Origin of the sequence: Altererythrobacter sp. B11, from assembly GCF_003569745.1 — a bacterium.
Lineage (GTDB): Bacteria > Pseudomonadota > Alphaproteobacteria > Sphingomonadales > Sphingomonadaceae > Croceibacterium_C.
Window position 1 is genome coordinate 1,676,821 of sequence record NZ_AP018498.1, and the last position, 25,814, is coordinate 1,702,634.

At 65.3% G+C, this 25,814-nt stretch carries 36 protein-coding genes; 32 read left to right on the top strand and 4 right to left on the bottom strand.

Annotated features, from left to right (window positions below):
- The first annotated feature begins 43 nt into the window (after positions 1–43).
- The 3 genes from guaB (at position 44) to AEB_RS08070 (ending at position 3,297) form a co-directional block, all read left to right on the top strand.
- On the top strand, positions 44–1,495 hold the full coding sequence (guaB, locus tag AEB_RS08060) for an IMP dehydrogenase (protein ID WP_119082726.1): 1,452 nt from the start codon (positions 44–46) through the stop codon (positions 1,493–1,495).
- A gap of 48 nt (positions 1,496–1,543) precedes the next feature.
- Positions 1,544–2,728 carry an RsmB/NOP family class I SAM-dependent RNA methyltransferase gene (locus tag AEB_RS08065; protein ID WP_119082727.1) on the top strand — a complete coding sequence of 395 codons (1,185 nt, stop codon included), beginning with the start codon at positions 1,544–1,546 and terminating at the stop codon, positions 2,726–2,728.
- Between the two features lie 62 nt (positions 2,729–2,790).
- Complete coding sequence (locus AEB_RS08070) at positions 2,791–3,297, top strand: tetratricopeptide repeat protein (RefSeq protein ID WP_172593029.1); 507 nt, start codon at positions 2,791–2,793, stop codon at positions 3,295–3,297.
- Positions 3,298–3,330: 33 nt separating this feature from the next.
- On the opposite strand, the gene AEB_RS08075 is transcribed toward AEB_RS08070, so the two are convergent.
- Positions 3,331–3,813 (bottom strand): RNA pyrophosphohydrolase, encoded by a 483-nt coding sequence (locus AEB_RS08075; RefSeq protein ID WP_119082728.1) that lies wholly within the window; start codon positions 3,811–3,813, stop codon positions 3,331–3,333.
- A gap of 163 nt (positions 3,814–3,976) precedes the next feature.
- On the opposite strand from AEB_RS08075, the gene AEB_RS08080 reads away from it, so the two are divergent.
- The 3 genes from AEB_RS08080 to AEB_RS08090 all read left to right on the top strand — a co-directional run bounded on the left by AEB_RS08080 (position 3,977) and on the right by AEB_RS08090 (position 8,089).
- Entirely contained in the window at positions 3,977–5,995 is a 2,019-nt protein-coding gene (locus tag AEB_RS08080) for a 2-oxoacid:acceptor oxidoreductase subunit alpha (protein ID WP_119082729.1), read from the top strand.
- Positions 5,992–7,038, top strand: a complete 1,047-nt coding sequence (locus AEB_RS08085; RefSeq protein WP_119082730.1) for a 2-oxoacid:ferredoxin oxidoreductase subunit beta — start codon at positions 5,992–5,994, stop codon at positions 7,036–7,038. Before AEB_RS08080 ends, AEB_RS08085 begins: the two co-directional genes overlap by 4 nt.
- Positions 7,039–7,288: 250 nt before the next feature.
- A complete protein-coding gene (locus tag AEB_RS08090; protein WP_119082731.1) occupies positions 7,289–8,089 on the top strand; it encodes a LysR family transcriptional regulator in 801 nt (266 codons plus the stop codon).
- Positions 8,090–8,121: 32 nt separating this feature from the next.
- On the opposite strand, the gene AEB_RS08095 is transcribed toward AEB_RS08090, so the two are convergent.
- The 3 genes from AEB_RS08095 to infA all read right to left on the bottom strand — a co-directional run bounded on the left by AEB_RS08095 (position 8,122) and on the right by infA (position 9,010).
- Positions 8,122–8,343, bottom strand: a complete 222-nt coding sequence (locus AEB_RS08095) for a hypothetical protein (protein ID WP_119082732.1) — start codon at positions 8,341–8,343, stop codon at positions 8,122–8,124.
- 188 nt (positions 8,344–8,531) lie between these two features.
- Complete coding sequence (locus AEB_RS18155) at positions 8,532–8,696, bottom strand: hypothetical protein (protein ID WP_172593030.1); 165 nt, start codon at positions 8,694–8,696, stop codon at positions 8,532–8,534.
- A 47-nt stretch (positions 8,697–8,743) separates the two neighbouring features.
- Positions 8,744–9,010, bottom strand: coding sequence for a translation initiation factor IF-1 (gene infA, locus AEB_RS08100; protein WP_119082733.1), 267 nt, complete (start codon positions 9,008–9,010; stop codon positions 8,744–8,746).
- Positions 9,011–9,587: 577 nt separating this feature from the next.
- On the opposite strand from infA, the gene rpsL reads away from it, so the two are divergent.
- The 26 genes from rpsL (at position 9,588) to secY (ending at position 25,798) form a co-directional block, all read left to right on the top strand.
- A complete protein-coding gene (rpsL, locus tag AEB_RS08105) occupies positions 9,588–9,959 on the top strand; it encodes a 30S ribosomal protein S12 (RefSeq protein ID WP_119082734.1) in 372 nt (123 codons plus the stop codon).
- Between the two features lie 157 nt (positions 9,960–10,116).
- Entirely contained in the window at positions 10,117–10,587 is a 471-nt protein-coding gene (gene rpsG / locus AEB_RS08110; RefSeq protein ID WP_119082735.1) for a 30S ribosomal protein S7, read from the top strand.
- Between the two features lie 120 nt (positions 10,588–10,707).
- On the top strand, positions 10,708–12,801 hold the full coding sequence (gene fusA, locus AEB_RS08115; RefSeq protein WP_119082736.1) for an elongation factor G: 2,094 nt from the start codon (positions 10,708–10,710) through the stop codon (positions 12,799–12,801).
- Between the two features lie 95 nt (positions 12,802–12,896).
- Positions 12,897–14,072: an elongation factor Tu gene (tuf, locus tag AEB_RS08120; protein WP_119082737.1), complete on the top strand. Its 1,176-nt coding sequence runs from the start codon at positions 12,897–12,899 to the stop codon at positions 14,070–14,072.
- Positions 14,073–14,237: 165 nt separating this feature from the next.
- Complete coding sequence (gene rpsJ / locus AEB_RS08125; RefSeq protein ID WP_010234663.1) at positions 14,238–14,549, top strand: 30S ribosomal protein S10; 312 nt, start codon at positions 14,238–14,240, stop codon at positions 14,547–14,549.
- 263 nt (positions 14,550–14,812) lie between these two features.
- Positions 14,813–15,616: a 50S ribosomal protein L3 gene (rplC, locus tag AEB_RS08130; protein ID WP_119082738.1), complete on the top strand. Its 804-nt coding sequence runs from the start codon at positions 14,813–14,815 to the stop codon at positions 15,614–15,616.
- A 3-nt stretch (positions 15,617–15,619) separates the two neighbouring features.
- Entirely contained in the window at positions 15,620–16,243 is a 624-nt protein-coding gene (rplD, locus tag AEB_RS08135; protein WP_119082739.1) for a 50S ribosomal protein L4, read from the top strand.
- Positions 16,236–16,547, top strand: coding sequence for a 50S ribosomal protein L23 (locus tag AEB_RS08140; RefSeq protein WP_119082740.1), 312 nt, complete (start codon positions 16,236–16,238; stop codon positions 16,545–16,547). The genes rplD and AEB_RS08140 overlap by 8 nt, the downstream gene beginning before the upstream one ends.
- A gap of 4 nt (positions 16,548–16,551) precedes the next feature.
- Positions 16,552–17,388 (top strand): 50S ribosomal protein L2, encoded by an 837-nt coding sequence (rplB, locus tag AEB_RS08145; protein WP_119082741.1) that lies wholly within the window; start codon positions 16,552–16,554, stop codon positions 17,386–17,388.
- A 5-nt stretch (positions 17,389–17,393) separates the two neighbouring features.
- The gene (gene rpsS / locus AEB_RS08150) at positions 17,394–17,669 is read left to right on the top strand and encodes a 30S ribosomal protein S19 (protein ID WP_119082742.1); all 276 of its coding nucleotides are present in this window, start codon (positions 17,394–17,396) and stop codon (positions 17,667–17,669) included.
- Positions 17,669–18,046: a 50S ribosomal protein L22 gene (rplV, locus tag AEB_RS08155; RefSeq protein WP_119082743.1), complete on the top strand. Its 378-nt coding sequence runs from the start codon at positions 17,669–17,671 to the stop codon at positions 18,044–18,046. The genes rpsS and rplV overlap by 1 nt, the downstream gene beginning before the upstream one ends.
- Positions 18,047–18,049: 3 nt before the next feature.
- Positions 18,050–18,745 (top strand): 30S ribosomal protein S3, encoded by a 696-nt coding sequence (gene rpsC / locus AEB_RS08160; protein WP_119082744.1) that lies wholly within the window; start codon positions 18,050–18,052, stop codon positions 18,743–18,745.
- Positions 18,746–18,760: 15 nt separating this feature from the next.
- Positions 18,761–19,195, top strand: a complete 435-nt coding sequence (rplP, locus tag AEB_RS08165) for a 50S ribosomal protein L16 (protein WP_119082745.1) — start codon at positions 18,761–18,763, stop codon at positions 19,193–19,195.
- Complete coding sequence (gene rpmC, locus AEB_RS08170; RefSeq protein ID WP_442858054.1) at positions 19,195–19,422, top strand: 50S ribosomal protein L29; 228 nt, start codon at positions 19,195–19,197, stop codon at positions 19,420–19,422. Before rplP ends, rpmC begins: the two co-directional genes overlap by 1 nt.
- An 11-nt stretch (positions 19,423–19,433) precedes the next feature.
- Positions 19,434–19,724 carry a 30S ribosomal protein S17 gene (gene rpsQ, locus AEB_RS08175; protein WP_119082747.1) on the top strand — a complete coding sequence of 97 codons (291 nt, stop codon included), beginning with the start codon at positions 19,434–19,436 and terminating at the stop codon, positions 19,722–19,724.
- Between the two features lie 85 nt (positions 19,725–19,809).
- Entirely contained in the window at positions 19,810–20,178 is a 369-nt protein-coding gene (gene rplN / locus AEB_RS08180) for a 50S ribosomal protein L14 (RefSeq protein ID WP_119082748.1), read from the top strand.
- Entirely contained in the window at positions 20,178–20,498 is a 321-nt protein-coding gene (rplX, locus tag AEB_RS08185) for a 50S ribosomal protein L24 (RefSeq protein ID WP_119082749.1), read from the top strand. The genes rplN and rplX overlap by 1 nt, the downstream gene beginning before the upstream one ends.
- Positions 20,491–21,072 (top strand): 50S ribosomal protein L5, encoded by a 582-nt coding sequence (gene rplE, locus AEB_RS08190; RefSeq protein WP_119082750.1) that lies wholly within the window; start codon positions 20,491–20,493, stop codon positions 21,070–21,072. The genes rplX and rplE overlap by 8 nt, the downstream gene beginning before the upstream one ends.
- Before the next feature lie 42 nt (positions 21,073–21,114).
- Positions 21,115–21,420, top strand: coding sequence for a 30S ribosomal protein S14 (rpsN, locus tag AEB_RS08195; protein ID WP_119082751.1), 306 nt, complete (start codon positions 21,115–21,117; stop codon positions 21,418–21,420).
- A 10-nt stretch (positions 21,421–21,430) separates the two neighbouring features.
- Positions 21,431–21,826, top strand: a complete 396-nt coding sequence (gene rpsH, locus AEB_RS08200; protein ID WP_119082752.1) for a 30S ribosomal protein S8 — start codon at positions 21,431–21,433, stop codon at positions 21,824–21,826.
- Entirely contained in the window at positions 21,826–22,359 is a 534-nt protein-coding gene (gene rplF, locus AEB_RS08205; RefSeq protein WP_119082753.1) for a 50S ribosomal protein L6, read from the top strand. The genes rpsH and rplF overlap by 1 nt, the downstream gene beginning before the upstream one ends.
- Before the next feature lies 1 nt (position 22,360).
- Positions 22,361–22,708, top strand: a complete 348-nt coding sequence (rplR, locus tag AEB_RS08210) for a 50S ribosomal protein L18 (RefSeq protein WP_119082754.1) — start codon at positions 22,361–22,363, stop codon at positions 22,706–22,708.
- A gap of 2 nt (positions 22,709–22,710) precedes the next feature.
- A complete protein-coding gene (gene rpsE, locus AEB_RS08215) occupies positions 22,711–23,454 on the top strand; it encodes a 30S ribosomal protein S5 (protein WP_442858055.1) in 744 nt (247 codons plus the stop codon).
- Between the two features lie 6 nt (positions 23,455–23,460).
- Complete coding sequence (gene rpmD / locus AEB_RS08220) at positions 23,461–23,640, top strand: 50S ribosomal protein L30 (RefSeq protein ID WP_119082756.1); 180 nt, start codon at positions 23,461–23,463, stop codon at positions 23,638–23,640.
- A gap of 188 nt (positions 23,641–23,828) precedes the next feature.
- A complete protein-coding gene (rplO, locus tag AEB_RS08225; RefSeq protein ID WP_119082757.1) occupies positions 23,829–24,320 on the top strand; it encodes a 50S ribosomal protein L15 in 492 nt (163 codons plus the stop codon).
- Between the two features lie 113 nt (positions 24,321–24,433).
- On the top strand, positions 24,434–25,798 hold the full coding sequence (gene secY / locus AEB_RS08230; protein WP_119082758.1) for a preprotein translocase subunit SecY: 1,365 nt from the start codon (positions 24,434–24,436) through the stop codon (positions 25,796–25,798).
- Positions 25,799–25,814 lie beyond the last annotated feature (16 nt).

The following is a 25,814-nucleotide window of genomic DNA, read 5'->3' on the forward strand; positions in this document are numbered from 1 at the left end:
TGGGCCGCCACGAATCGTTCCCCCCAGCAGACAAGTGGCACCCATGGAAATCGAAACCGGCCTCACCTTTGACGACGTCCTCCTGAGGCCGGCGGAAAGCGACATCGTGCCGTCGCAGGCCAGCACCCGCACGATGCTGACGCGCGAGATCGCGCTCAACATCCCGATCATCTCTTCGGCCATGGATACGGTGACCGAGGCCGAGATGGCGATCGTGATGGCGCAGCTCGGCGGCATCGGCGTGCTCCACCGCAATCTGACGGTCGAGGAACAATGCGACGCCGTGCGGCGCGTGAAGCGCTTCGAAAGCGGCATGGTGGTGAACCCGATCACGATCACCCCCGATGCCCCGCTGGGCGATGCGCAGGCGCTGATGACGCGCCACAACATCAGCGGCATCCCGGTGGTGACCGAGGCGGGCAAGCTGGTGGGCATCCTGACCAACCGCGACGTGCGCTTCGCCGACAATCCCGCACAGCCGGTGCGCGAGCTGATGACGAGCGACAACCTCGCCACGGTGAGCGAAGGCGTGAGCCAGGAAGAGGCGCGCCGCCTGCTGCACCAGCGGCGGATCGAAAAGCTGCTGGTGGTGGACGATGCCTATAAGTGCATCGGCCTGATCACGGTGAAGGACATCGAAAAGGCGGTGCTCAATCCCGATGCCACCAAGGACGCCAGCGGCCGCCTGCGCGTGGCGGCGGCCACCACGGTGGGCGACAAGGGCTTTGCCCGCACGGAAGCGCTGGTGGATGCGGGCTGCGACGTGATTATCATCGACACCGCCCATGGCCACAACAAGGAAGTGGCCCGCGCGGTGGAACGCGCCAAGCTGCTGTCCAATTCGGTGCAGATCGTGGCCGGCAATGTCGCCACGGCGGAAGCGACTCGCGCGCTGGTCGATGCCGGCGCCGACGCGGTGAAGGTGGGCATCGGCCCCGGCTCCATCTGCACCACCCGCGTGGTCGCGGGCGTGGGCGTGCCGCAGCTGACGGCGGTGATGGAAAGTGCCGCGGCGGCCGGCGGCGTACCGGTGATCGCCGATGGCGGCCTGCGCACATCGGGCGATGCGGCCAAGGCGCTGGCCGCCGGTGCCTCCACCGTGATGGTCGGCAGCCTGCTGGCGGGCACGGAAGAGGCACCGGGCGAAACCTTCCTCTACCAGGGCCGGGCCTACAAATCCTATCGCGGCATGGGCTCGGTGGGGGCGATGGCGCGCGGTTCCGCCGATCGCTATTTCCAGCAGGATATCAAGGATCAGATGAAGCTGGTCCCCGAAGGGATCGAAGGCCAGGTGCCTTACAAGGGGCCGGCGCGCGAAGTGGTTCACCAGCTGGTCGGGGGCGTCAAGGCGGCGATGGGCTACACCGGTTCCGCCACGATCAAGGATCTGCAGCAGCGCGGCAAGTTCATCCGCATCACCAATGCCGGGCTTTCCGAAAGCCATGTGCATGATGTGACGATCACGCGCGAGGCGCCCAATTATCCCACGCGCTGATTTGCCTGTCGCCACCCGCCGCGCGGGGCCGGCGGTGAGGGCACGCCGATGACCCCCGCTGCACGCGTGCAGACCGCGATCGAACTGCTCGATGGCATCATCCGCTCGGCCGAGGGGCTCGGCGCGCCGGCCGACCGGATCGTGGCGGATTGGTTCAAGGCCAATCGCTTTGCCGGGTCGAAGGACCGGCGGGCCATTCGCGAGCTGGTGTTCGGCGCCATCCGCGCCTGCGGGCCGGTGCCCGCCAGCGGCCGTGCGGCCATGCTGCGGCTGGCGGAGGCGGAGCCCGCGCTGGCGCTGGCGCCGCTGTTCGATGGCTCCATCTATGGCCCCGCTCCGATCGCCGAGGGAGAGCGGCCGGCAGCGGGCGGTGTCGCGCCCGGCTGGCTGGAAGAGCGGCTGGCCGCGTCCGACATGGCGGAGGCGGAGGCCGAAGCGCTGCTGGGCCGTGCCCCGCTGGATATACGGGTGAACGCGCTGAAGGCCGATCGTGCCACGCTGATCCTGCCGGAAGCCGGCGAGCCGCTGCCTTCGGCGCAGGGGCTGCGGCTGCCCACGGGCACAGCGGTGGAACAATGGGCAGAGTATCGCGACGGCCTGGTGGAGATCCAGGACGCCGGCAGCCAGCTGGTGTGCGAAGCGCTGGCCGCCCGGGCCGGCGAGGTGGTGGTCGATCTCTGCGCCGGGGCCGGAGGCAAGACGCTGGCGCTGGCGGCGGCCATGGGCAATCGTGGCACGCTGATCGCTGCGGACACCGACCGGGGGCGGCTTTCACGCCTTGCCCCGCGCGCCGACCGTGCGGGCGCGCTGGTCAGCGATGTGGTGCTGCTCGATCCCGGCAAGGAGGAAGCGGCGCTGGCGCAATTGGCGGGCAAGGCGGATGCCGTGCTGATCGACGCGCCCTGTTCCGGCACCGGCACCTGGCGCCGCAACCCGGAGGCGCGCTGGCGCCTGCGCGATGCGGAACTGGCCCGGCTGGTGGCGCTGCAGGCGCGGCTGCTGCGGATCGGCGCGGCGCTGGTGCGCCCGGGCGGCAGGCTGGCCTATGTCACCTGCTCGCTGCTGGACGAGGAAGGGGCGGGGCAGTTCGATGCCTTTCTGGCGGAACACGCGGACTGGGCGGCCCTGCCCGTGGATATTGCCGCCGGCCGCCCGCGCGGCGCGGGCCGCCGGCTCACGCCGCTGCATGATCGGATGGACGGGTTTTTCGTCGCTCTGGCCCGTAAGGCATGATAACCAAGGGATTGATGGCCAACCGTGCCTCCCTCTCCCGCCACCCGTTGAAGGAGTACTTGATGCGCTTCCTGCCTGCCGCCGCCGCCCTTTCGCTTCTCGCGGCGATGACGGCCAGCGCAGGCTATGGCGCGGACCGTGCGCCCGATCCCCGCGCCGCGCAGCTGATCGAAGCCGGGCGCTCCGAACTGGCGCAGGGGCAGGTGGAACAGGCGGTGGACAGCTTCGAAGCCGCGCTGGCGATCGATCCCGGTTACATCCCCCTTTATATCGATCTGGCGGATGCCGCACGCGCCCAGGGCCTGCAGGGCAAGGCGATCCGCTATTACCGCGATGTGCTGGAGCGCGATCCGAAGAACTTCGCCGCGATTTCGGGCGAGGGGAAGGCCATGCTGGAAAAGGGCGCCGTGGAAAAGGCGCGCCGCAATCTCGCCCAGCTGGAATCGCTGTGCGGCAACGGCTGCAGCGAAACCCGCCAGCTGGCCGCCGCGATCGAGAACGGCCCCCCGGCCAACGCGGTGATGACGGCGGAGGCGGCCAAGGCCGATCCGCTCGTCACCCAGAACTGAGCGGCCCGGATTTCAGGTTTCGGGCTTCAGCCTTCAGGCCTTGCCGCGGAACGCCTCCACCACGGCGGCATAGATCTCACGCTTGAAGGGTACGATGATCTCCGGCAGCAATTCCGGATCGACCCACTTCCATTCGCAGAATTCGGGGTGCTTGTGCGCCTCCAGATTCACATCGGCTTCGGTTCCGGTGAAGCGCACGAGATACCAGAACTGCCGCTGGCCGCGATATTTGCCGCCCCACAGCTTGCCCATCAGCTCTTCAGGCAAGTCGTAGTACAGTTCCTGCCCCATCCGATCCACGATCTCCAAATGGCGCGGGGTGATGCCGGTTTCCTCGTTCAGCTCGCGCAGCATGGCGATGTCCAGATCCTCGCCCGGATCGACTCCGCCCTGCGGCATCTGCCAGCGGTCGCCTTCCTTGTTGTCGATACGCTTGCCCACGAAGGCCTGGCCTTCGCCGTTGACGAGCATGACGCCCACGCAGGGGCGATATTCACTGGGTTTGCGGTCGGTCATGCGGCACAGCTAGGCGCAGGAATGCTGCTTTTCCACGCTCATTCGTGCCGGCACAGAAAAACTTGATTGCGGCGCGGGCAGGGGAAACCTAGGTCGCACCGCGATAAGCAGTGTGACAGCCGTCCTTCGGGACGTGCCAGGATTTTGATTCCAGGATTTGACCATGGCTAGCCAGGCGGCCGAACTTCCGGCCCACACCCAGACACCGGATTCAATGGTGGTCCGTTTCGCCGGAGACAGCGGCGACGGCATGCAGCTGACGGGGGGGCAGTTCACCCTGTCCACCGCGCTGGCGGGCAATGATCTTGCCACCTTCCCGGATTTTCCGGCGGAAATCCGCGCGCCGCAGGGCACGCTGTTCGGCGTTTCCGCCTTCCAGATCAACTTCGGCAGCCGCCAGATCAACACTGCCGGCGACGCGCCCGATGTGCTGGTGGCGATGAACCCGGCGGCGCTGAAGGTGAATCTGGCGGCGTTGAAGCCGGGCGGCCTGATCATCGCCGATACGGGGGAGTTCACCAAGCGCAACCTCGAGAAGGCGAAGTATGACAGCAATCCGATAGAGGATGGCAGTCTCGCCAAATGGGATGTGCTGGCCTTCGACATTTCCGCGCTGACGATCGAGGCGGTGAAGGATTACGGCCTTGGCAACAAGGACGCGCTGCGGTGCAAGAACATGTGGACGCTGGGCCTGGCCCTGTGGATGTTCGACCGTGACCGGCAACCGCTGATCGACTGGCTGAACGCCAAGTTCAGGAACAAGCCCGACATTGCCGCCGCCAATGTGGCCGCGCTCAATGCCGGCCACGCCTATGGCGAAACGGCGGAACTGTCCGGCCCGCTCAAGCAGGTCAACATGCCGCCGGTGGAAAGCGAACCCGGCCTCTATCGCACCATCACCGGGGCGGAGAGCGTTTCGCTCGGCCTCGTCGCAGGTGCGCAGCTAGCGGAGCTGCCGCTGTTCTTCGGCGGCTATCCGATCACGCCGGCTTCGGCCATCCTGCACCATCTGGCGCGGCTCAAGGAATTCGGCGTCACCACCTTCCAGGCGGAGGACGAGATCGCGGCCATCTGTGCGGCGATCGGCGCATCCTATGCCGGGCAGCTGGGCATCACCTCCTCCTCCGGCCCCGGCATTGCGCTGAAGGGCGAGGCGATGGGCCTGGCGATCATGGTGGAACTGCCGCTGGTGATCGTGAACAGCCAGCGCGGCGGCCCCTCCACCGGCCTGCCCACCAAGACCGAGCAGAGCGATCTCTATCAGGCGGTCTATGGCCGCAATGGCGATGCACCCATGCCGGTGATCGCCGCGCGCAGCCCGGCCGATGCCTTCGAGGTCGCGATCGAGGCCTGCCGCCTCGCCACGCAATATATGACCCCGGTGATGCTGCTGACCGACGGCTATATCGCCAATGCGGCCGAGCCGTGGAAGGTGCCGGACCCGGCGGTCTACGAACCGTTCCCCGTGACCTTCCTCGAAGAGAAGAACGACGGTGAGACGCTGCTCCCCTACAAGCGCGACGGCAAGGGCGCGCGGCCGTGGATCAAGCCTGGCACGCCCGGCCTGATGCACCGCGTGGGCGGCATCGAGAAGCACGCGCTGACGGGCAATATCGACTATTCGCCCGAGAACCACCAGAAGATGACCGACGCCCGCAAGGCGAAGATCGACGGCATCGCGGTGCCCGATCAGGATGTCGCCGTGGGCGAGGAGACGGGCGAACTGGCGGTGGTCGGCTGGGGCAGCACTTACGGACCGATCCGCCAGGCGGTGCGCCGCTGGCGCGAGAAGGGCAAGAAGGTCAGCCACATCCATGTGCGCCACATCTGGCCGCTGCCCGCCAATCTCGGCGATCTGCTGCGCGGCTTCGACCGCGTGCTGGTGCCCGAAATGAACACCGGCCAGTTCAAGACGGTGCTGCGCGACCAGCTGCTGATCGACGCGGAAAGCCTCACCAAGACGAGCGGCCAGCCGTTCCAGATCGCCGAGCTGGAAGCGGCGATCGGCAAGTTCTTCGATGGCGTGGAAGGCAATGAAGGCGGCGAGGTGGCGCCCAATCGCCAGCAGCTGCCCACTTCGGAATCCGGCCATGACGATGGCACCTATCCCGATGCGCCGTTCCATGGCGACGGCGCCGCAGAACCCGGCGAAGGATCGGACACCAAGGCGGTGAACCAATGAACGACATGACCCCCATCACCACCACGCTGAAGGACTGGGAAACCGACCAGGAGGTCCGCTGGTGCCCCGGTTGCGGCGACTATGCGATCCTGAAGGCGGTGCAGCGCACGCTGCCGCAGCTGGGCAGCGATCCGGCGAACACGGTGTTCGTTTCAGGCATCGGCTGCTCCAGCCGCTTTCCCTATTACATGGAAAGCTACGGCTTCCACACGATCCACGGCCGCGCGCCGGCCTTCGCCACGGGCATCAAGCTCGCCAATCCGGACCTCGGCGTCTGGCTGGTGACGGGCGACGGTGATGGCCTGTCGATCGGCGGCAACCATCTGATGCATGTGCTGCGGCGGAACGTGAACATGCAGATCATGCTGTTCAACAACGAGATCTACGGCCTCACCAAGGGGCAGTATTCCCCCACCAGTCGCGAGAACACGCGCAGCCCGTCGACGCCGCTCGGCTCGGTCGATCACCCGGCCAACCCCTGCGCCTTCGCGTTGGGCGCGGGTGCGCGCTTCGTGGCGCGCGGCTTCGACGTCAGCAAGAACCTGCCCGATGTGCTGAAGGCCGCGCATGCCCACAAGGGCGCTGCCTTCGTGGAGATCTTCCAGAACTGCATCGTCTACAACAAGGACGTCTTCAACGATTTCGCCGCGCCCAAGGGGGCGGAAGATCGCCAGCTGTGGCTGGCCGATGGCGAGCCGATGCTGTTCGGCAGCGAGAAGAGCGGCGGCGTGAAGGGCCTCGCCCTCGATCAGGCGAGCTTCTCGCTCAAGGTGGTCGATGTGGTGGACGGGGACTGGCAGTCCGCGGGCGTGATGGTGCACAATGTGCGCAACCGCACGCTGGCGCATATGCTGGTGGAACTGCCCTTCGGCCCGTTCCCCATGCCGCTGGGCGTGATCTACGACGATCCGGCGCCGACCTTCGAAAGCGCCGTGATCGCGCAGAACCGCGTCGCCAGCGAAGGCAAGGACACCAGCATCGCCAAGCTGCTGGCCAAGGGCCAGACCTGGACCGTGGGAGGCACCGCCGCCGACCCTGTCTGAGCGGCTGACGCTATTTCTGAACAATTCTGTCCGGCCCTTCGCGGGGAAGGGGAAAGGCGCCGCAAGGCGCAGACCTTCTTCATCTGAGGCGTAGCTGGCGGGACACAAGGGGGGCGTGCGTGGGCCTGCCGCCCTTCCGTTTGCGGGGAATCCGGCCGTCCGACGTCATTCGCGTGGCGCGCGCATGCATTCCCTCTGCATCCGCCTTGCGCTTGCCCGGCGGGCGCGGGCGCAATAGAGCGCAGGGGCCATGAAACGCACCCATCTCCCGCTCAACGCCCTGCGCGTGTTCGACGCCGCGGCCCGCCATCTCAGCTTCACCCGCGCGGCGGACGAGCTGGCCGTGACCCCGGCCGCCGTGGGCCAGCAGATCCGCGCGCTGGAAGATGTGCTGGGCGTGGTGCTGTTCCGCCGCACCTCTAAGGGGCTGGAGTTGACCGATGAAGCGGTGGCGGGGCTCGATCCCCTGCGCGAAGGCTTCCTGCGGTTCGAGGAAAGCGTGCAGGCGATGCAGGCGGGGCAGGCCAGTTCCAGCTATACCATCGCTGTGCCGCGCGAATTCTATGCGCAATGGCTTGCCCCGCGGCTCGCCAGCTTCCGCGCGCTCCATCCCGATGTACGCTTCCAGCTGATCGCCGACGAGGAGGCGGACTTCACCGAAGCCAATCTGGATGTCGCCATCAGGCTGGTGGAAGGGCCGGGGGAGCTGGAAGGCGCGCAGCTGGCGCCGGGGCACAAGGTGGCCGTCGCCGCGAGCGAGGGCGGCAGCGACGGATGGATCGCCTGGCCGGGCTTTGCCCTGCCGGATGGGGAGGAGGAGAAGGCGCTGCTGCAGGTCGGCAATGCCGGGCAGGCGCTCAGTTCCGCGATCGCCGGGCTGGGCAAGGCGCTGATGCCGCTGCCGCTGGTGGAAGGCGCGCTGGCCGATGGATCGCTGGTCGCGCTGGGCGAAGTGGAGGAATGCCGCCGGTCATACTGGCTGGTGGCCCCGCGCCCGCAATGGCGGCAGAAGAAGGTGAAGGCGCTGGTGGATCACCTCACCGCCGGATAGGTCCGGCGGAAAGGCGTGTGGGCAGGCGCCGCTTACGCGGGGCTTGCCGCGGCGGCGAGCTGCGTACGGGTGCCGAGCTGCGAAGCACTCCAGGCGCAGGATGCGGCAGCACCCAGCGCAAGCTGATAGCGTTCGATCTGCCCGGCGATGCTGACGGCACAATCGATGTGCCGCTCGCGCTCGCTGCTCAGCGATGCGGCCGAGGCGCGGATCAGGGCTTTCTGGTGGTCGGCGTATTTGCGGTTGAGATCCATGTCATGGCTCCTGGCGTAAGCGGGAGCACTCCGGTCTCTCAGTCACGAGCGCTCACTGGAAGGTTGCTCGCGATGGCGAACAGATACGATGTTTGCCTGCAAAAGGCAACTGCCGCCCGGCCGGCCGCGCCCGGTTGGGCTGGCCGGCAGAACAGCGTCCCGGCGCCTTGCGGCAGCCGGGCAAATGCTTAGTCGACCATGGCGGCGACGATGCGCCGCAGTTCGAACTGGGAAAGAGTGGAAGACAGGATGGCGGGCACATGGCCGCCATCGCGCGCGGATTGCTGCGGCCCGCCGCTGAAGCGAAGGGACAGCGTGTGGCGCCGCGCGGCGCCGGTATTTTCAAGATTCATTCTGGTCCTTGTTCGGCGCGCAAATTCCACGCGCCATGATGGAGATATCAGCGCCTTATGCCGGCGCGCCTGGCCGGGCCAGGGCCTGCGCCGGGAGTCCGCTCACGGAAGGTGATCCGCCCCTTGGTCAGGTCATAGGGCGTCATTTCGACATGCACCCTGTCGCCCGCGACCGAGCGGATGCGAAACTTGCGCATCTTGCCGGCGGTATAGGCGATGATCCTGTGGCCGTTGTCCAGCGTAACGCCGAAGCGACCATCGGGGAGGACTTCGTCGATGAAGCCTTCCAGTGTGAGCAGTTCTTCCTTTGCCAAGGGCAATATCTTCCGTGCTGTTAAAACTGATGCGTCGCGGACTGGCCGCGTGATATGGCCTGCAGCATCGAGGGAAAGGAGAAGCCGGAAAACGGCAGTCAGTTCCGTCGCAGGCGACGTGACGCAGCCGCTAGATGGGCCTTCTGCTGGAAATTGCAAGCGTTGTGCGTTCCGGCCGGTTATGCGACCCGTCGTGCCCCTGCCGCGGTGCAGCCGGCTGGCGGCTTGACCGGCGGGCGGAATCCGACTAGTGGCGCCCGATCCGCAGGCAGGGCAGGTGCAATCCCGGCTCGCCTCGGGCAGATAGAGCTGAACATTGCCGGTATGTCCCGGGGCCTTTCGCGGCCCTTTTCTATTGGACCGGAAGCCCTGGTGCTTCCGATCGGGGCAACCGTCAAAGTAACCCGGTGCCGGTGGGCGCGGGTGGAGTGTCTCAGCCTCGCGCCGATCGGGCCATCTTTCGCTTTGGCGGACGGGTCCGGGTTTCCGCGGCAAGCCACGCTTGCGGCAGGCGGCCGGCGCAAGGCCTGAACCAATCCCCCGATCCCGATGGCACCACCAACCGGTGAAGAGAAGTATGCCGACGATCAACCAGCTGGTCCGCAAGGGCCGAGAGCCCGTCAAGGCCAAGAGCAAGGTGCCCGCGATGGAGCAGAACCCGCAGAAGCGCGGTGTCTGCACGCGTGTTTACACCACGACGCCGAAGAAGCCGAACTCCGCGCTGCGCAAGGTGGCCAAGGTTCGCCTGACCAACGGCCGCGAAGTCATCTCCTACATCCCTGGCGAAGGCCACAACCTGCAGGAACACTCCGTGGTGCTGATCCGCGGCGGCCGTGTGCGCGACCTTCCGGGCGTGCGCTATCACGTGCTGCGCGGCGTGCTCGACACGCAGGGCGTGAAGGACCGCAAGCAGAGCCGTTCCAAGTACGGTGCCAAGCGGCCCAAGTGATGTTCACTGAGGTGAACGTCATCCCGTGCCGGCTGCCCCAGGCAGTCCGATAGGGATCGCTGTCCACCTGGCCGAATAACCGAGGTTAGGAGCCCGACCGCGCAACGAAGCCGGCTTTTGCCAGGCTGGCGGCGGGCCAGAAGAAGGAATTAGCGACATGAGTCGTCGTCGTCGTCCCGAGAAGCGGGAAATCCTGCCCGATCCCAAGTTCGGGGATGTGGTGCTGTCCAAGTTCATGAACAATTTGATGCTGGACGGGAAGAAGTCCACGGCCGAGCGTATCGTCTATGGCGCGCTCGACACGATGGAAACCCGCGCCAAGGCCGATCCGATCGCCATGTTCCATGACGCGCTGAACAATGTGAAGCCGGCCGTGGAAGTGCGCAGCCGCCGCGTCGGCGGTGCGACCTATCAGGTCCCGGTCGAAGTCCGTCCCGAGCGTGCGCAGGCGCTGGCCATCCGCTGGCTGATCTCCGCCGCGCGCGGTCGCGCCGAGACCACCATGGCGGCACGCCTTTCGGGCGAGCTCATGGATGCGGCCAACAACCGCGGCAACGCGGTGAAGAAGCGTGAGGACACGCACCGCATGGCCGATGCCAACCGCGCCTTCAGCCACTATCGCTGGTAAGGTGCGGCGCTGAGATCCGGCTGGAGGGGGTTCTCCTCCGGCCGGGGTCTTCAAGCGGTCATACTTCATATTATATGGGGGCCACTTTCACGCGGCTCCCACACTTTCGAGGAATTTCCCATGGCCCGCAGCCATCCGATCGAACGCTACCGCAATATCGGCATCATGGCGCATATCGACGCCGGCAAGACCACCACGACCGAGCGGATCCTCTACTACACCGGCAAGTCCTACAAGATCGGCGAGGTGCATGATGGCGCCGCGACGATGGACTGGATGGAGCAGGAGCAGGAACGCGGCATCACCATCACTTCGGCTGCGACCACGACCTTCTGGAAGGCCGAGGACGGGCAGGGCGAAGAGCACCGCATCAACATCATCGACACCCCCGGCCACGTGGACTTCACCATCGAGGTGGAACGTTCGCTGCGTGTGCTCGACGGCGCGGTGGCGGTGTTCGACGGCGTGGCCGGCGTGGAGCCGCAGTCCGAGACCGTGTGGCGCCAGGCGGACAAGTACAAGGTTCCGCGGATGTGCTTCATCAACAAGCTCGATCGCACGGGCGCGGATTTCTATTATTGCGTGCAGTCGATCATCGATCGTCTCGGCGCGACCCCGCTGGTGCTCTATCTCCCGATCGGTGCGGAGAGCGACCTCAAGGGCGTCGTCGACCTGGTGAACAACCGGGGCGTCGTGTGGCAGGATGAATCGCTGGGTGCGAAGTTCGACTATGTCGATATCCCCGCCGAGCTGGCCGACAAGGCCGCCGAATATCGCGAGAAGCTGATCGAAACCGCCGTCGAACAGGACGATGCGGTGATGGAAGCCTATCTCGAAGGCGAGGAGCCCGACGCCGAGACGCTCAAGCGCCTCGTGCGCAAGGGCACGCTGAACCAGGCCTTCGTGCCGGTGCTGTGCGGCTCCGCGTTCAAGAACAAGGGCGTGCAGCCGCTGCTCGACGCGGTGGTGGACTACATGCCGAGCCCGATCGACGTTCCCGCCATCCGCGGCGTGAAGCCCGACAGCGAGGAAGAGGACAGCCGTCCGTCGTCCGACGAGGCGCCGTTCTCCGGCCTGGCGTTCAAGATCATGAACGACCCCTTCGTGGGCACGCTCACCTTCACCCGCATCTATTCGGGCAAGCTGGCCAAGGGCCAGGTGCTGAACTCGGTGAAGGACAAGAAGGAAAAGATCGGCCGCATGCTGCTGATGCATTCCAACAACCGCGAGGACATCGAGGAAGCATTCGCGGGCGACATCGTCGCCATCGCCGGCCTCAAGGAAACCACCACGGGTGACACGCTGTGCGCGTCCAATGCGCCGATCATCCTCGAGCGCATGGAATTCCCCGAGCCGGTGATCGAGCTGTCGGTGGAGCCGAAGACCAAGGCCGACCAGGAGAAGATGGGCGTCGCCCTCAACCGCCTGGCTGCCGAGGATCCGTCCTTCCGGGTGTCCACCGACCACGAATCGGGCCAGACGATCATCAAGGGCATGGGCGAGCTTCACCTCGACATCCTCGTCGATCGCATGCGTCGCGAATTCAAGGTGGAGGCCAATGTCGGTGCGCCGCAGGTGGCCTATCGTGAATCGCTCGCCCGCGAGGTCGAGGTCGATTACACCCACAAGAAGCAGTCGGGCGGCTCCGGCCAGTTCGGCCGCGCGAAGGTGGTGGTGAGCCCGGGCGAACGCGGCCAGGGCATCATCTTCGAAGACCAGGTGAAGGGCGGAAACATCCCCCGCGAGTACATCCCTTCGGTCGAGAAGGGCATGCGCGAGCAGGCGGAGAGCGGCTATCTGGTCGGCTTCCCGATCATCGACTTCACCATCAAGCTGGTGGACGGCGCCTATCACGACGTCGACTCGAGCACGGTGGCCTTCGAGATCACCGGCCGCGGCGCCATGCGCGAAGCGGCGGAAAAGGCCGGCATCAAGCTGCTTGAGCCGATCATGAAGGTCGAAGTTGTGACTCCCGAGGAGTTCATGGGCGACGTGATCGGCGACCTCAACTCCCGCCGCGGGCAGATCCAGGGCACCGACAGCCGTGGCAACGCCCAGGTCGTGGAAGCGAACGTGCCGCTCGCCAACATGTTCGGCTATGTGAACGAACTGCGTTCCTTCACCCAGGGGCGCGCGCAGTACACCATGCAGTTCTCGCATTACGACGAAGTGCCGGCGAACGTCGCACAGGAGGTCAAGGAGAAGCTTGCCTAAGGCAGGCCGACCGTCTAGGGGCGGGCGCCTGATTCACCGGGTGCCCTGCCTTATCCCCGTGAAACGCATTCTGAAGAACAGAGGTTATAGGAACAATGGCTAAGGAAAAATTCCAGCGGAACAAGCCGCACTGCAACATCGGCACCATTGGTCACGTTGACCATGGCAAGACGACGCTGACCGCGGCCATCACCAAGGTGCAGGGCGCACCGATCGATTTCGCGAACATCGACAAGGCTCCCGAAGAGCGCGAGCGCGGCATCACCATCTCGACCGCCCACGTCGAGTATGAAACCGATGCGCGCCACTATGCGCACGTCGATTGCCCCGGCCACGCCGACTATGTGAAGAACATGATCACCGGTGCGGCGCAGATGGACGGCGCCATCCTGGTGGTGAACGCTGCCGACGGCCCCATGCCGCAGACCCGCGAGCACATCCTGCTCGCCCGTCAGGTCGGCGTGCCGGCGCTCGTCGTGTATCTGAACAAGGTCGACCAGGTTGACGACGAGGAAATCCTCGAGCTCGTCGAACTGGAAGTGCGCGAGCTGCTGAGCTCGTACGATTTCGACGGCGACAACATTCCGATTGTCAAGGGTTCGGCTCTGGCCGCGCTCGAAGGCCGCGATCCGGAAATCGGCGAGAACTCCATCAAGGAACTGATGAAGGCCGTCGACGAGTTCATCCCGCAGCCGGAACGTCCGGTTGACCGTCCGTTCCTCATGCCGATCGAAGACGTGTTCTCGATCTCCGGCCGCGGCACCGTGGTGACCGGCCGTGTCGAGACCGGCATCGTGAAGGTTGGCGACGAAGTCGAAATCATCGGCATCCGCGACACGCAGAAGACCACCGTGACGGGCGTGGAAATGTTCCGCAAGCTGCTCGACAGCGGTGAAGCCGGCGACAACATCGGCGCCCTGCTGCGTGGCACCGGCCGTGACGACGTGGAGCGTGGCCAGGTTCTCGCCAAGCCGGGTTCCGTGACCCCGCACACCGAGTTCAGCGCCGAAGTGTACGTGCTGTCGAAGGATGAAGGTGGCCGTCACACGCCGTTCTTCGCCAACTATCGTCCGCAGTTCTACTTCCGCACCACGGACGTCACCGGCGAGGTCATCCTCCCCGAGGGCACCGAGATGGTGATGCCGGGCGACAATGTGACGATCGGCGTGAAGCTGATCGCTCCGATCGCGATGGATGAGGGTCTCCGTTTCGCTATTCGCGAAGGCGGCCGCACCGTCGGTTCGGGGGTTGTCAGCTCGATCTCGAAGTAATATAGACGCGCCACCGGCCGGGTCGCGAGATTCGGCCGGTTGCAGTTTCAAGGGGGCCGCCCCTTCCCGGAGCTTCGGATGAAGCGCGGTGAGGCGGGGCGGTCTCTTGTTTTTTGGAAGGCTCCCAGTGGGGCTTTCTTGGCTCTTTCGCATCGGTAGTAGGACATGGACGCTCAGAATATCCGTATTCGCCTCAAGGCCTTCGATCACCGCGTGCTCGACCAGGCAACTGGCGAGATCGCGGACACCGCCCGCCGCACGGGCGCGCTTATCCGGGGTCCCATTCCTCTTCCGACGCGCATTGAGAAGTTCACCGTGAACCGCGGCCCGCACATCGACAAGAAGTCGCGCGAGCAGTTCGAGGTGCGCACCTACAAGCGGCTGCTCGACATCGTGCAGCCCAACGCCCAGACGGTCGACGCGCTGATGAAGCTCGACCTCGCTGCCGGCGTGAATGTCGAGATCAAGCTGGCCTGAGCTGGTTCTCGCAGGCTCCCGCAAGCGGGGGCTGGTCCTCCCGGTCGGACCTTAAACGACCGGACGTGATTGGGCTCCATATGGCCCCGCCGTCTCGCAAGAGCGGCAAGACATAGGGATACCGCCGGGCAACGGCCCGGGCTGCGTCCCCCGTCTCGTCTTCCTTTCGGGGAAGGCACTCAGCCCGGACGGGGCGACGCATGAATCATTGGGCTGACAAGCACCTGGAATGGGTCCGGGTGCCTCTGTGAGGAGAATGGATCATGCGCACAGGCGTGATCGCCAAGAAAGTCGGGATGACCCGCCTCTTCCAGGAGGATGGCCGCCACGTGCCGGTCACCGTTCTGGCGCTTGAGGATTGTCAGGTCGTTTCCCACCGCACTCTGGACCGCGACGGCTATGTCGCGCTGCAGCTCGGTGCGGGTGAGGCGAAGCAGAAGAACGTGGCCAAGCCGCAGCGCGAGCATTTCGCGAAGGCTGAAGTGCCGCTGAAGAAGAAGGTCGCGGAATTCCGCCTCGAAACCGAGGATGGCCTGCTTCCGGTCGGCGCCACGATCAGTGCCGAGCATTTCATTGCCGGCCAGAAGGTGGACATCACCGGCCACACGCAGGGCAAGGGCTTTGCCGGCGCGATGAAGCGCTGGGGCTTCGGAGGCCTGCGCGCCACCCACGGCGTTTCGCTCAGCCACCGTTCGCATGGTTCCACCGGCAACCGCCAGGATCCGGGCAAGGTCTTCAAGAACAAGAAGATGGCCGGCCACATGGGCGACCGCCAGCGCACCCAGCAGAACCTGGAAATCGTGCGCACCGACGCCGATCGCGGCCTGCTGTTCGTGAAGGGCTCCGTGCCTGGCGCGAACAACTCCTGGCTGCTCGTTCGCGACGCGGTGAAGCTGCCGATGCCGGCGGAAGCGCCGTTCCCGGGTGCCGTGCTTCAGAAGAATGCGCCGCAGCCGGAGCAGGATGAGCCGAAGCTGGCCGATCAGGCCGCGGCTGCCGACACCGCTGCCGAGGAAACCAACACCGTCGAGGCCGAAGCGACCTCCGACGAAGGCAAGGAGGGCTGATCCGTGAAGGTGAAGGTCCAGAATATCGACGGCAAGGCGTCGGGCGATATCGAGCTCAATGATGCCGTGTTCGGCGTCGAGCCGCGCGCGGACATCCTGCATCGCGTCGTCACCTGGCAGCTCGAGAACCGTCGCGGTACGGCCCGTCCGACGCGCGAGCGTTCCGAGGTTGCCCGCACCGGCAAGAAGTGGGGCCGCCAGAAGGGTGGCGGCACGGCTCGCCACGGCGATCGTGCTGCGCCGATCTTCATCGGCGGCGGCAAGGCCCATGGTGCGCGCAAGCGCGATTTCGAGCAGTCGCTGAACAAGAAGATCCGCGCTCTCGGCCTGCGCATGGCGCTCTCCGCCAAGGCGAAGGACGGCCTGGTGGTCGTCGACAGCCTCGAGCTGACGGATGCCAAGACCAAGGCACTTGCGGCGACCTTCGGCAAGAACGGCTGGAGCGGCAAGGTGCTGGTGATCGACGGCGACAGCGTGGATGGCGGCTTCAAGCGTGCGGCCGGCAATCTGCCGGGCGTGAACGTGATGCCCGCCGTGGGCGCCAATGTTTACGACATCCTGAAGCATGACACGCTGGTGCTGACCAAGGCCGCTGTCGAAAAGCTGGAGGCGCGCTTCAATGGCTAAGAAGCAGCAAATCGATGCGCGTCATTACGACGTGATCCTTGCCCCGCACATCACCGAGAAGGCGACGCTGCTCTCCGAGCACAATGCGATCGTGTTCAAGGTGGCGAATGACGCGACGAAGCCGCAGATCAAGGAAGCGGTTGAGGCGATCTACGACAAGAAGGTCGTGGGCGTGAACGTCATCGTCCAGAAGGGCAAGGTGAAGCGCTGGAAGGGCAGGCCCTACAAGCGCTCCGATGTGAAGAAGGCGGTTGTCACGCTGGCCGAAGGCGAGATGATCGACATCACCGAAGGCGTGAGCTGATCCCATGGCACTGAAGAACTACAAACCGACCAGTCCCGCCCGCCGCGGCCTGATCCTCGTCGACAAGTCGGCGCTCTACAAGGGCAAGCCCGTCAAGGCGCTGACCGAAGGCAAGCACAAGACCGGCGGCCGCAACAACAAGGGCCATGTGACCTCGCGCGGCAAGGGCGGCGGTCACAAGCAGAAGTATCGCTTCATCGACTTCAAGCGTCGCAAGTGGGACGTGGCTGCCACCGTGGAGCGGATCGAATACGATCCCAACCGCACGGCGTTCATCGCGCTCCTCAAGTATGAGGACGGCGAGCTGGCCTATATCCTGGCTCCGAACCGGCTCGCGCCGGGCGACCAGGTGATCGCCGGTGAGCGCACCGACACGAAGCCGGGCAACGCCATGCTGCTGGGCCAGATGCCGGTCGGCACCATCTGCCACAATGTGGAGATGAAGCCGGGCAAGGGCGGCCAGATCGCCCGCTCGGCCGGCACCTATGTGCAGCTCGTCGGTCGTGACCGCGGCATGGTGATCGTTCGCCTGAACTCGGGCGAGCAGCGTTACCTGCGGGCCGATTGCATGGGCACGGTCGGTTCGGTGTCGAACCCCGACAACTCGAACCAGAACCTCGCCAAGGCCGGCCGCAACCGCTGGATGGGCAAGCGTCCGCTGACCCGCGGTGTCGCCAAGAACCCGGTCGACCACCCGCATGGTGGTGGTGAAGGCCGCACCTCGGGTGGCCGTCATCCGGTCACGCCGTGGGGCAAGCCGACCAAGGGCGCCCGCACCCGCCACAACAAGCAGACGGACAAGATGATTATCCGTTCGCGTCACGCGAAGAAGAAGAGGTAAGCGCAATGGCTCGTTCCGTCTGGAAAGGTCCCTTCGTCGACCTGCACCTGCTGAAGAAGGCAGAAGACGCGCAGGAAAGCGGTGGCCGCGCCCCGATCAAGACCTGGTCGCGCCGCAGCACCGTGCTGCCGCAATTCGTCGGCCTGACGTTCAACGTCTACAACGGCCAGAAGTTCGTTCCGGTGTCCGTGAGTGAGGACATGGTCGGCCACAAGCTCGGCGAGTTCGCGCCCACGCGCAGCTTCCCGGGCCACGCCGCCGACAAGAAGGGCAAGCGATAATGGGCAAGCAGAAGGCTCCCCGCCGCGTCGCGGATAACGAGGCGCTGGCTGTCGGCACGACCATCCGTGGTTCGGCGCAGAAGCTGAACCTCGTTGCCGGTCTGATCCGCGGCAAGAAGGCCGAAGAGGCGCTGAACATCCTCACCTTCTCCAAGAAGGCGATGGCTGTTGAGGCGAAGAAGGTTCTGGCCAGCGCGATCGCCAATGCCGAGAACAACCACGACCTCGACGTCGACGCGCTCGTCGTTGCCGAGGCCAGCGTCGGCAGGTCGATCACCATGAAGCGTTTCCACACGCGCGGCCGTGGCAAGTCCACGCGCATCCTCAAGCCGTTCAGCCGGCTGCGCATCGTGGTCCGCGAAGTCGAGGAGGCCTGATCCATGGGTCATAAAAGCAATCCCATTGGCCTGCGCCTGCAGATCAACCGTACCTGGGACAGCCGCTGGTATGCCGAAGGCGGCAATTACGCGCAGCTGCTCAAGGAAGACATCCGGATCCGCAAGTTCATCGTCGAGAGCCTGCCGCAGGCAGCGATCTCGAAGGTGGTGATCGAGCGTCCGGCCAAGCTGTGCCGCATTTCGATCTATGCTGCCCGTCCCGGTGTGATCATCGGCAAGAAGGGCGCGGACATCGAGAAACTGCGCAGCAAGCTGTCGACCATGACCGAGAGCGAAGTGAAGCTGAACATCGTCGAGATCCGCAAGCCGGAAATCGACGCCAAGCTCGTCGCCCAGGGCATTGCCGACCAGCTGGTCCGCCGCGTGGCGTTCCGCCGGGCGATGAAGCGCGCGATGCAGTCTGCCATGCGTCTGGGTGCCGAAGGCATCAAGATCATGTGCGGCGGCCGTCTCGGCGGCGCGGAAATCGCGCGGGTCGAGCAGTATCGTGAAGGCCGCGTGCCGCTGCACACGCTGCGCGCCAACGTCGATTATGCCGAAGCCGAGGCGCTGACCGCCTATGGCATCATCGGCATCAAGGTCTGGGTCTTCAAGGGTGAGATCCTGGGCCACGATCCGATGGCGCAGGACCGGCTGATGATGGAGGCACAGACCTCCGGCGTCCGTCCGGCGCGTTGAGGGTAGGGTAAGGCAATGCTGCAACCGAAGAAAACCAAGTTTCGCAAGGCCTTCAAGGGCCGCATCAAGGGCGACGCCAAGGGCGGCACCGCGCTGAACTTCGGCTCCTATGGCCTCAAGGCGATGGAACCGGAGCGGATCACCGCGCGCCAGATCGAAGCGGCTCGCCGTGCGATCACGCGCCACATCAAGCGCCAGGGGCGCCTGTGGATCCGCGTGTTCCCCGATGTGCCGGTGTCGAAGAAGCCTGCCGAAGTCCGCCAGGGCAAGGGCAAGGGTTCGGTCGAATACTGGGCTGCCCGCGTGAAGCCGGGCCGCATCCTGTTCGAGCTCGACGGCGTTCCCGGTCCGCTGGCGGCCGAGGCGTTCGAGCGCGCCGCGATGAAGCTGCCGATCAAGACCAAGGTCGTTGCCCGTCTCGGCGACACCTCGCACCTGGGAGGCGAATGATGGCCCAGAACCGTAACACGGCTGAAGACCTCCGCCAGAAGACCGACGATCAGCTTTCCGAAGCGCTCGTCGATCTGAAGCGCGAGCAGTTCAACCTCCGCTTCCAGGCTGCGACCAACCAGCTGGAGCGTCCCGCCCGGATCAAGGAGATCCGCCGCGAGATCGCCCGCATCAAGACCCTGCAGACGGAGCGCCACCAGGCGGCCGGCGCAGCGGCGCAGGCTTAAGGAGCGAAACGATGCCGAAGCGTATTCTGATCGGGACCGTCGTTTCCGACAAGACCGACAAGACCGTGACCGTGAAGGTCGAGCGCAAGGTGAAGCACCCCCTCTACGGGAAGATCATCCGCCGCTCGAAGAAGTATCACGCCCATGACGAGGCGAACGAGTTCAAGGCCGGCGACACCGTCCGTATCGAGGAGACGCGTCCGATCTCCAAGACGAAGACGTGGAAGGTGCTGGATCGCGTTCAGGCCGGCAAGGGCATCGCCGTCGAGGCGAACCTCGAGGTCGAAGGCGCGAGCAACTGAGGCGCCTCGCCCGCTGAGGGCGCAGGCAAGTTTTTAGGAACTGCCGGACTGGTTCCGGCAAGCCGAGTGAGAAGGAACCGGATCGATGATCCAGATGCAGTCAACGCTCGACGTCGCGGACAACAGCGGCGCCAAGCGCGTCCAGTGCATCAAGGTGCTGGGCGGATCGAAGCGCCGCACCGCGGGCGTGGGCGATGTCATCGTCGTCTCCGTGAAGGAGGCGCAGCCGCGCGCTCGCGTGAAGAAGGGTGACGTTCACCGCGCGGTGATCGTGCGCACCAAGAAGGATGTGCGCCGCGCCGATGGCAGCGTGATCCGCTTCGACAGCAACGCCGCGGTGCTCGTGAACAAGAGCGAGGAGCCGATCGGCACCCGTATCTTCGGCCCGGTCGTGCGCGAACTGCGCGGCAAGGGCTTCATGAAGATCATCTCGCTTGCGCCGGAGGTGCTGTAATGGCTGCCGCGAAGATCAAGAAGGGCGATCAGGTTGTCGTTCTTTCGGGTAAGGACAAGGGGCGCACCGGCACGGTGGCCAAGGTCCTGCCGAAGGAAGGCAAGGTCGTGGTTGACGGCGTGAATGTCGCCGCCCGCCACCGCAAGCCCACCCAGACCAACCCGCAGGGCGGCATCGACCGCTCGCCGGCACCCATGGCGATCTCCAAGGTTGCCGTTGCCGATCCCAAGGATGGCAAGCCGACCCGCGTCCGCTTCGAAGAGCGCGACGGGAAGAAGGTCCGCGTTGCCGTCAAGTCCGGGGAGACGATTGATGGCTGAGAACTACACCCCGCGCCTGCGCAAGGCGTATGACGAAACCATCGTCAAGGCGATGATCGAGAAGTTCGGTTACGAGAACCGCTTCGCCGTGCCGAAGCTGGAGAAGATCACGCTCAACATGGGCGTGGGCGAAGCCAGCCAGGACAAGAAGAAGGTCCAAACGGCCGCCGAGGAAATGGAACTGATTGCCGGCCAGAAGCCGGTGATCACCAAGGCGAAGAAGTCCATCGCGCAGTTCAAGCTGCGTGAAGGCATGCCGATCGGCTGCAAGGTGACCCTGCGCCGCGAGCGCATGTATGAGTTCCTCGACCGCCTGGTGACCATTGCCATGCCGCGCATCCGCGACTTCCGGGGCCTGAATCCCCGTTCGTTCGACGGTCACGGCAATTATGCGATGGGCCTGAAGGAGCAGATCATCTTCCCGGAGATCAGCTACGACCGCATCGAGAAGGTGCGCGGGATGGACATCATCGTCACCACCACCGCCAAGACCGACGAGGAAGCGCGCGAGCTGCTGCGCCTGTTCGGTTTTCCGTTCCCGGCCGAGCAGGCCGAAGAGAAGGCGGCGGCGTGAGCCGCCCCCTCGATTTGAACACGCGAAAGTGAGCTTAAGTCCATGGCGAAACTGAGTTCGATCAACAAGAACGAGCGTCGCAAGAAGCTTGTGAAGAAGTATGCGGGCAAATACGCCCGGCTGAAGGCGATTGCCGATGACGAGTCTCTCGACGAGAGCGAGCGTCTGATTGCGCGCCTGAAGCTGGCGGAAATCCCCCGCAACGGGAATCCCACCCGCGTGCGCAACCGCTGCACGACCACCGGCCGCCCGCGCGGCTATTACCGCAAGTTCGGCCTCAACCGGATCGAACTGCGGGATCTGGCCAACAAGGGCCTGATCCCGGGCGTGACCAAGTCGAGCTGGTGAGGACCACGAGATGGCAATGACCGATCCCCTGGGTGATATGCTCACCCGCATCCGCAACGGGCAGCAGGCGAAGAAGGATTCCGTCCTTTCGCCGGCCTCGAAGCTGCGCGCCAACGTGCTCGAAGTGCTCCAGCGCGAAGGCTACATCCGCGGCTACAGCGAAGAAGCTACCGGCCGCCACAAGGCGCTGCGGATCGAACTGAAGTATTTCGAGGGCGAGCCTGCGATCAAGCACGTCGCCCGCGTGTCCAAGCCGGGCCGGCGCATCTATTCGGGCAGCCGCGAGCTCCCGACCGTGCGCAACGGCCTTGGCATCACCATCGTCTCGACGCCGCGGGGCGTGCTTTCGGATGCCGAAGCACGCAACCAGAACGTCGGCGGCGAAGTGCTGGCGGAGGTGTTCTGATGAGCCGCATCGGCAAACGGCCGGTGGCGATCCCGAGCGGCGTCACGGCGAACATTGATAACGGCACGCTCAGCGTGAAGGGCCCCAAGGGCACCCTCGCGATGGGGCTGATGGACGATATCGACTATAAGCTGGAAGATGGCGGGATCTCCGTCACTCCGGCGAACGACACCAAGCGCGCCCGGTCCTTCTGGGGCATGCAGCGCACGCTGGTGTCGAACCTGGTCGAAGGCGTGACGGAAGGCTTCAGCAAGACGCTGGAGATCACCGGCGTCGGCTATCGTGCGCAGGCCCAGGGCCGCAAGCTCAAGCTGCAGCTCGGCTACAGCCATGATGTCGAACTCGATGTGCCGGAAGGCGTCGAGGTGAAGACCCCGGACCAGACCACGGTCGAAGTCAGCGGGATCGACAAGCAGGCGGTCGGCCAGTTCGCGGCCGAGATCCGCCGCTGGCGCAAGCCCGAGCCTTACAAGGGCAAGGGCATCAAGTACCGGGGCGAGTATATCTTCCGCAAGGAAGGGAAGAAGAAGTAAGATGGCCAAGCTTTCTCAGTTTGAACGCCGCCGCCGCCGTGTGCGGACCGCGCTTCGCAAGCACGCGGGCGATCGCCTGCGCCTGTCGATCCACCGGACCGGCCGGCACATCTATGCCCAGGTCATCGACGATGCGGCGGGCCGCACCGTCGCCGCCGCGTCCACGCTCGGCACGAAGGGCTCCTCCGGCGCCAATGTCGATGCCGCTGTGCAGGTGGGCAAGGATATCGCGGCGGCCGCCAAGAAGGCGGGTGTGACCGCTGTCGTGTTCGACCGCGGCGGCTTCCTGTTCCATGGCCGCGTCAAGGCGCTGGCCGATGCCGCGCGCGAAGGCGGGCTGGAGTTCTGATGATGGCAGACGAGAACAAGATCGAAGAGACCACCGTGGTCGAAACCAGCGAAGCCGCGGCGACCCAGTCGGCCGATCGTGGTGCGCCGACGCCCCAGCGCGAAGAGCGCAGCGGCCGTGGCGGCCGTGGCGGTCGTGACCGTGATGGCGGCCGTGGCCGTGGTGGCCGGGGCCGCGATCGCGACGATCGCCGCCAGCGCGAGGATGAAGGTGAGGAGCTGATCGAGAAGCTCGTGCACATCAACCGCGTGTCGAAGACGGTGAAGGGCGGCAAGCGCTTCGGCTTTGCGGCGCTGGTCGTGGTGGGTGACGGCAAGGGTCGCGTTGGCTTCGGCCACGGCAAGGCCCGTGAAGTGCCGGAAGCCATCACCAAGGCGACCGCTGCAGCCAAGAAGAAGATGATCCGCGTGCCGCTGAAGGAAGGCCGCACGCTGCACCATGATGGCAAGGGTCACTTCGGCGCCGGCAAGGTGAATGTCCGTTCGGCTCCGGCCGGTACCGGCATCATCGCGGGCGGCCCGATGCGTGCGGTGTTCGAAAGCCTGGGCGTGGCCGACGTGGTCACCAAGTCCATCGGCACCTCGAACCCCTACAACATGATCCGCGCCACCTTCGACGCGCTGGGCGAGCAGACCTCGCCGAAGTCCGTCGCGCAGCGCCGGGGCAAGAAGGTCGCCGACCTGCTCGGCCGCGGCGGTGCGAGCGAAGCGGAGGCGGAAGCCGCCGCCGAAGCGATCGTGGAGTAAGCTGACATGGCAAAGATCAAGATCAAGCAGATCGGCAGCCCGATCCGTCGCCCGGCCCGGCAGGAACAGATCCTGGTAGGCCTCGGCCTCGGCAAGATGCACCGCGTGGTGGAAGTGGAAGACACTCCCGAAGTGCGCGGCGCCATCGCCAAGCTGCCGCATATGGTGGAGGTGGTGGAGGGCTAAGCCCTTCCTTCACCAGCGATGTTAGGCGAAAGAGGGGGCGATCCCCTCTTTCGTTTTTATGGCGAAGGCGCTAACGGCGCCTTCCGCACCGCGGCCGGGGAGACCGGCCGGCTATGAGGGAGAGTGACCGCGGTCAGTCCCTTCGGTGCACGATTTTGGCGCGAACACAGCGAAAGCGAGTGCAAACTATGAAACTGAATGACATCCGTGACAATGCCGGCGCCCGCAAGGGTCGCATGCGCGTGGGCCGTGGCATCGGCTCCGGCAAGGGCAAGACCGGCGGCCGTGGCCAGAAGGGCCAGAAGAGCCGCTCCGGCGTCGCCGTGAAGGGCTTCGAAGGCGGCCAGATGCCGCTGCACATGCGTCTGCCGAAGCGCGGCTTCAACAACCCGTTCGGCAAGGATTATGCCGAAGTGAACCTGGGCGCGGTGCAGAAGCTGGTGGATGCCGGCAAGCTCGACGCCAAGGCGGTGATCGACCACGCCGCGCTGAAGGCTGCCGGTGTCGCCCGTGGCGGCAAGGATGGCGTGCGCCTGCTCGGCAAGGGCGAGTACACCGCGAAGCTCAGCTTCAAGGTCGCTGGCGCCTCCAAGGGTGCCGTGGCGGCGGTCGAGAAGGCCGGCGGTTCGGTCGAAGTGGCCGCGCCGAAGAAGGCCGCGGCGGACGAAGGCGCCGAATAATTCAGGCGGATTATCCGGGCGGGGTTCTTGTATCCCCGCCCGGCCCCTATATGGGCTGACCTGAAGAGGGGGCGCGCTTCTGCCGCCCATGCAGGCAAGGCAAATTTCCAGACATGGCATCACGCGCCGACAACATCGCGAGCAATCTGAACCTCGCCAATTTCTCCAAGGCGACGGAGCTCAAGCAGCGCATCTGGTTTACGATCGGTGCGCTGATCGTGTTCCGCTTCCTCAGCTTCGTGCCCCTGCCGGGCGTGAACCCGCTGATCCTGTCCACGCTCTATGACCAGACGCGCGGCGGCATCCTCGATCTGTTCAACACCTTCTCGGGCGGCAGCCTGGAGCGCATGAGCCTCATCGCGCTCGGCGTCATGCCCTATATCACCGCCTCCATCGTGGTTCAGCTGGCCGCTTCGCTCCATCCCTCGCTGATGGCGCTGAAGAAGGAAGGCGAGGCCGGCCGCAAGAAGCTCAACCAATACACGCGCTATGGCGCCGTGCTGCTGTGCGCGGTGCAGGGCTGGTTCCTCGCTTCCGGGCTCGAGGCCTATGGCGCGCAGAGCGGGCTGCAGGCAGTGGTCAACCCCGGCCTCATGTTCCGCGTCGGCGCGGTCATCAGCCTGGTGGGCGGCACGATGTTCCTGCTGTGGCTGGGCGAGCAGATCACCAGCCGCGGCATCGGCAACGGCGTGTCGCTGATCATCATGGCCGGCATCGTCGCGCAGTTCCCGACCTTCACCGCCAATATGTTCGAAGGCGGCCGCACCGGCTCGATCGGGCCGGCGGTCATCATCGGTTTCATCGCCATGGTGGTGGGGCTGGTGCTGTTCATCTGCTTCATGGAACGGGCGCAGCGTCGCTTGCTGATCCAGTATCCCAAGCGCGCCAGCCAGCGCGGCATGATGCAGGCAGACCGTTCGCACCTGCCGCTCAAGATCAACACCGCGGGCGTGATCCCGCCGATCTTTGCCAGCTCGCTGCTGCTGCTGCCGCTGACGATCAGCCAGTTCGCCGGCAATTCCGTGGCGACCGACAGCGCGACCTATGGCGTGATCCAGACACTCAACCAGTATCTGCAGCACGGCCAGCCGCTGTATCTTTCGCTCTATGCGATCGGCATCATCTTCTTCTGCTTCTTCTACACTGCCGTGGTGTTCAACCCGGAGGAGACGGCGGAAAATTTGAAGAAGAACGGCGGCTTCATCCCCGGCATCCGCCCGGGCAAGCGCACTGCCGATTATCTGGATTATGTGCTGACGCGCATCACCGTGATCGGTGCGATTTACCTCACGCTGGTCTGCGTGCTGCCGGAATATATGATCGCGCAGACGGGTGTCCCGCTGTTCCTGGGCGGCACGAGCCTGCTGATCGTGGTGAACGTCACCGTGGATACGATCAGCCAGATCCAGTCGCACCTGCTGGCGCACCAGTATGGTGACCTGATAAAGAAGGCAAAACTGAAAGGCCGCCTGCGCTGACGGCGCAGGACGAGCG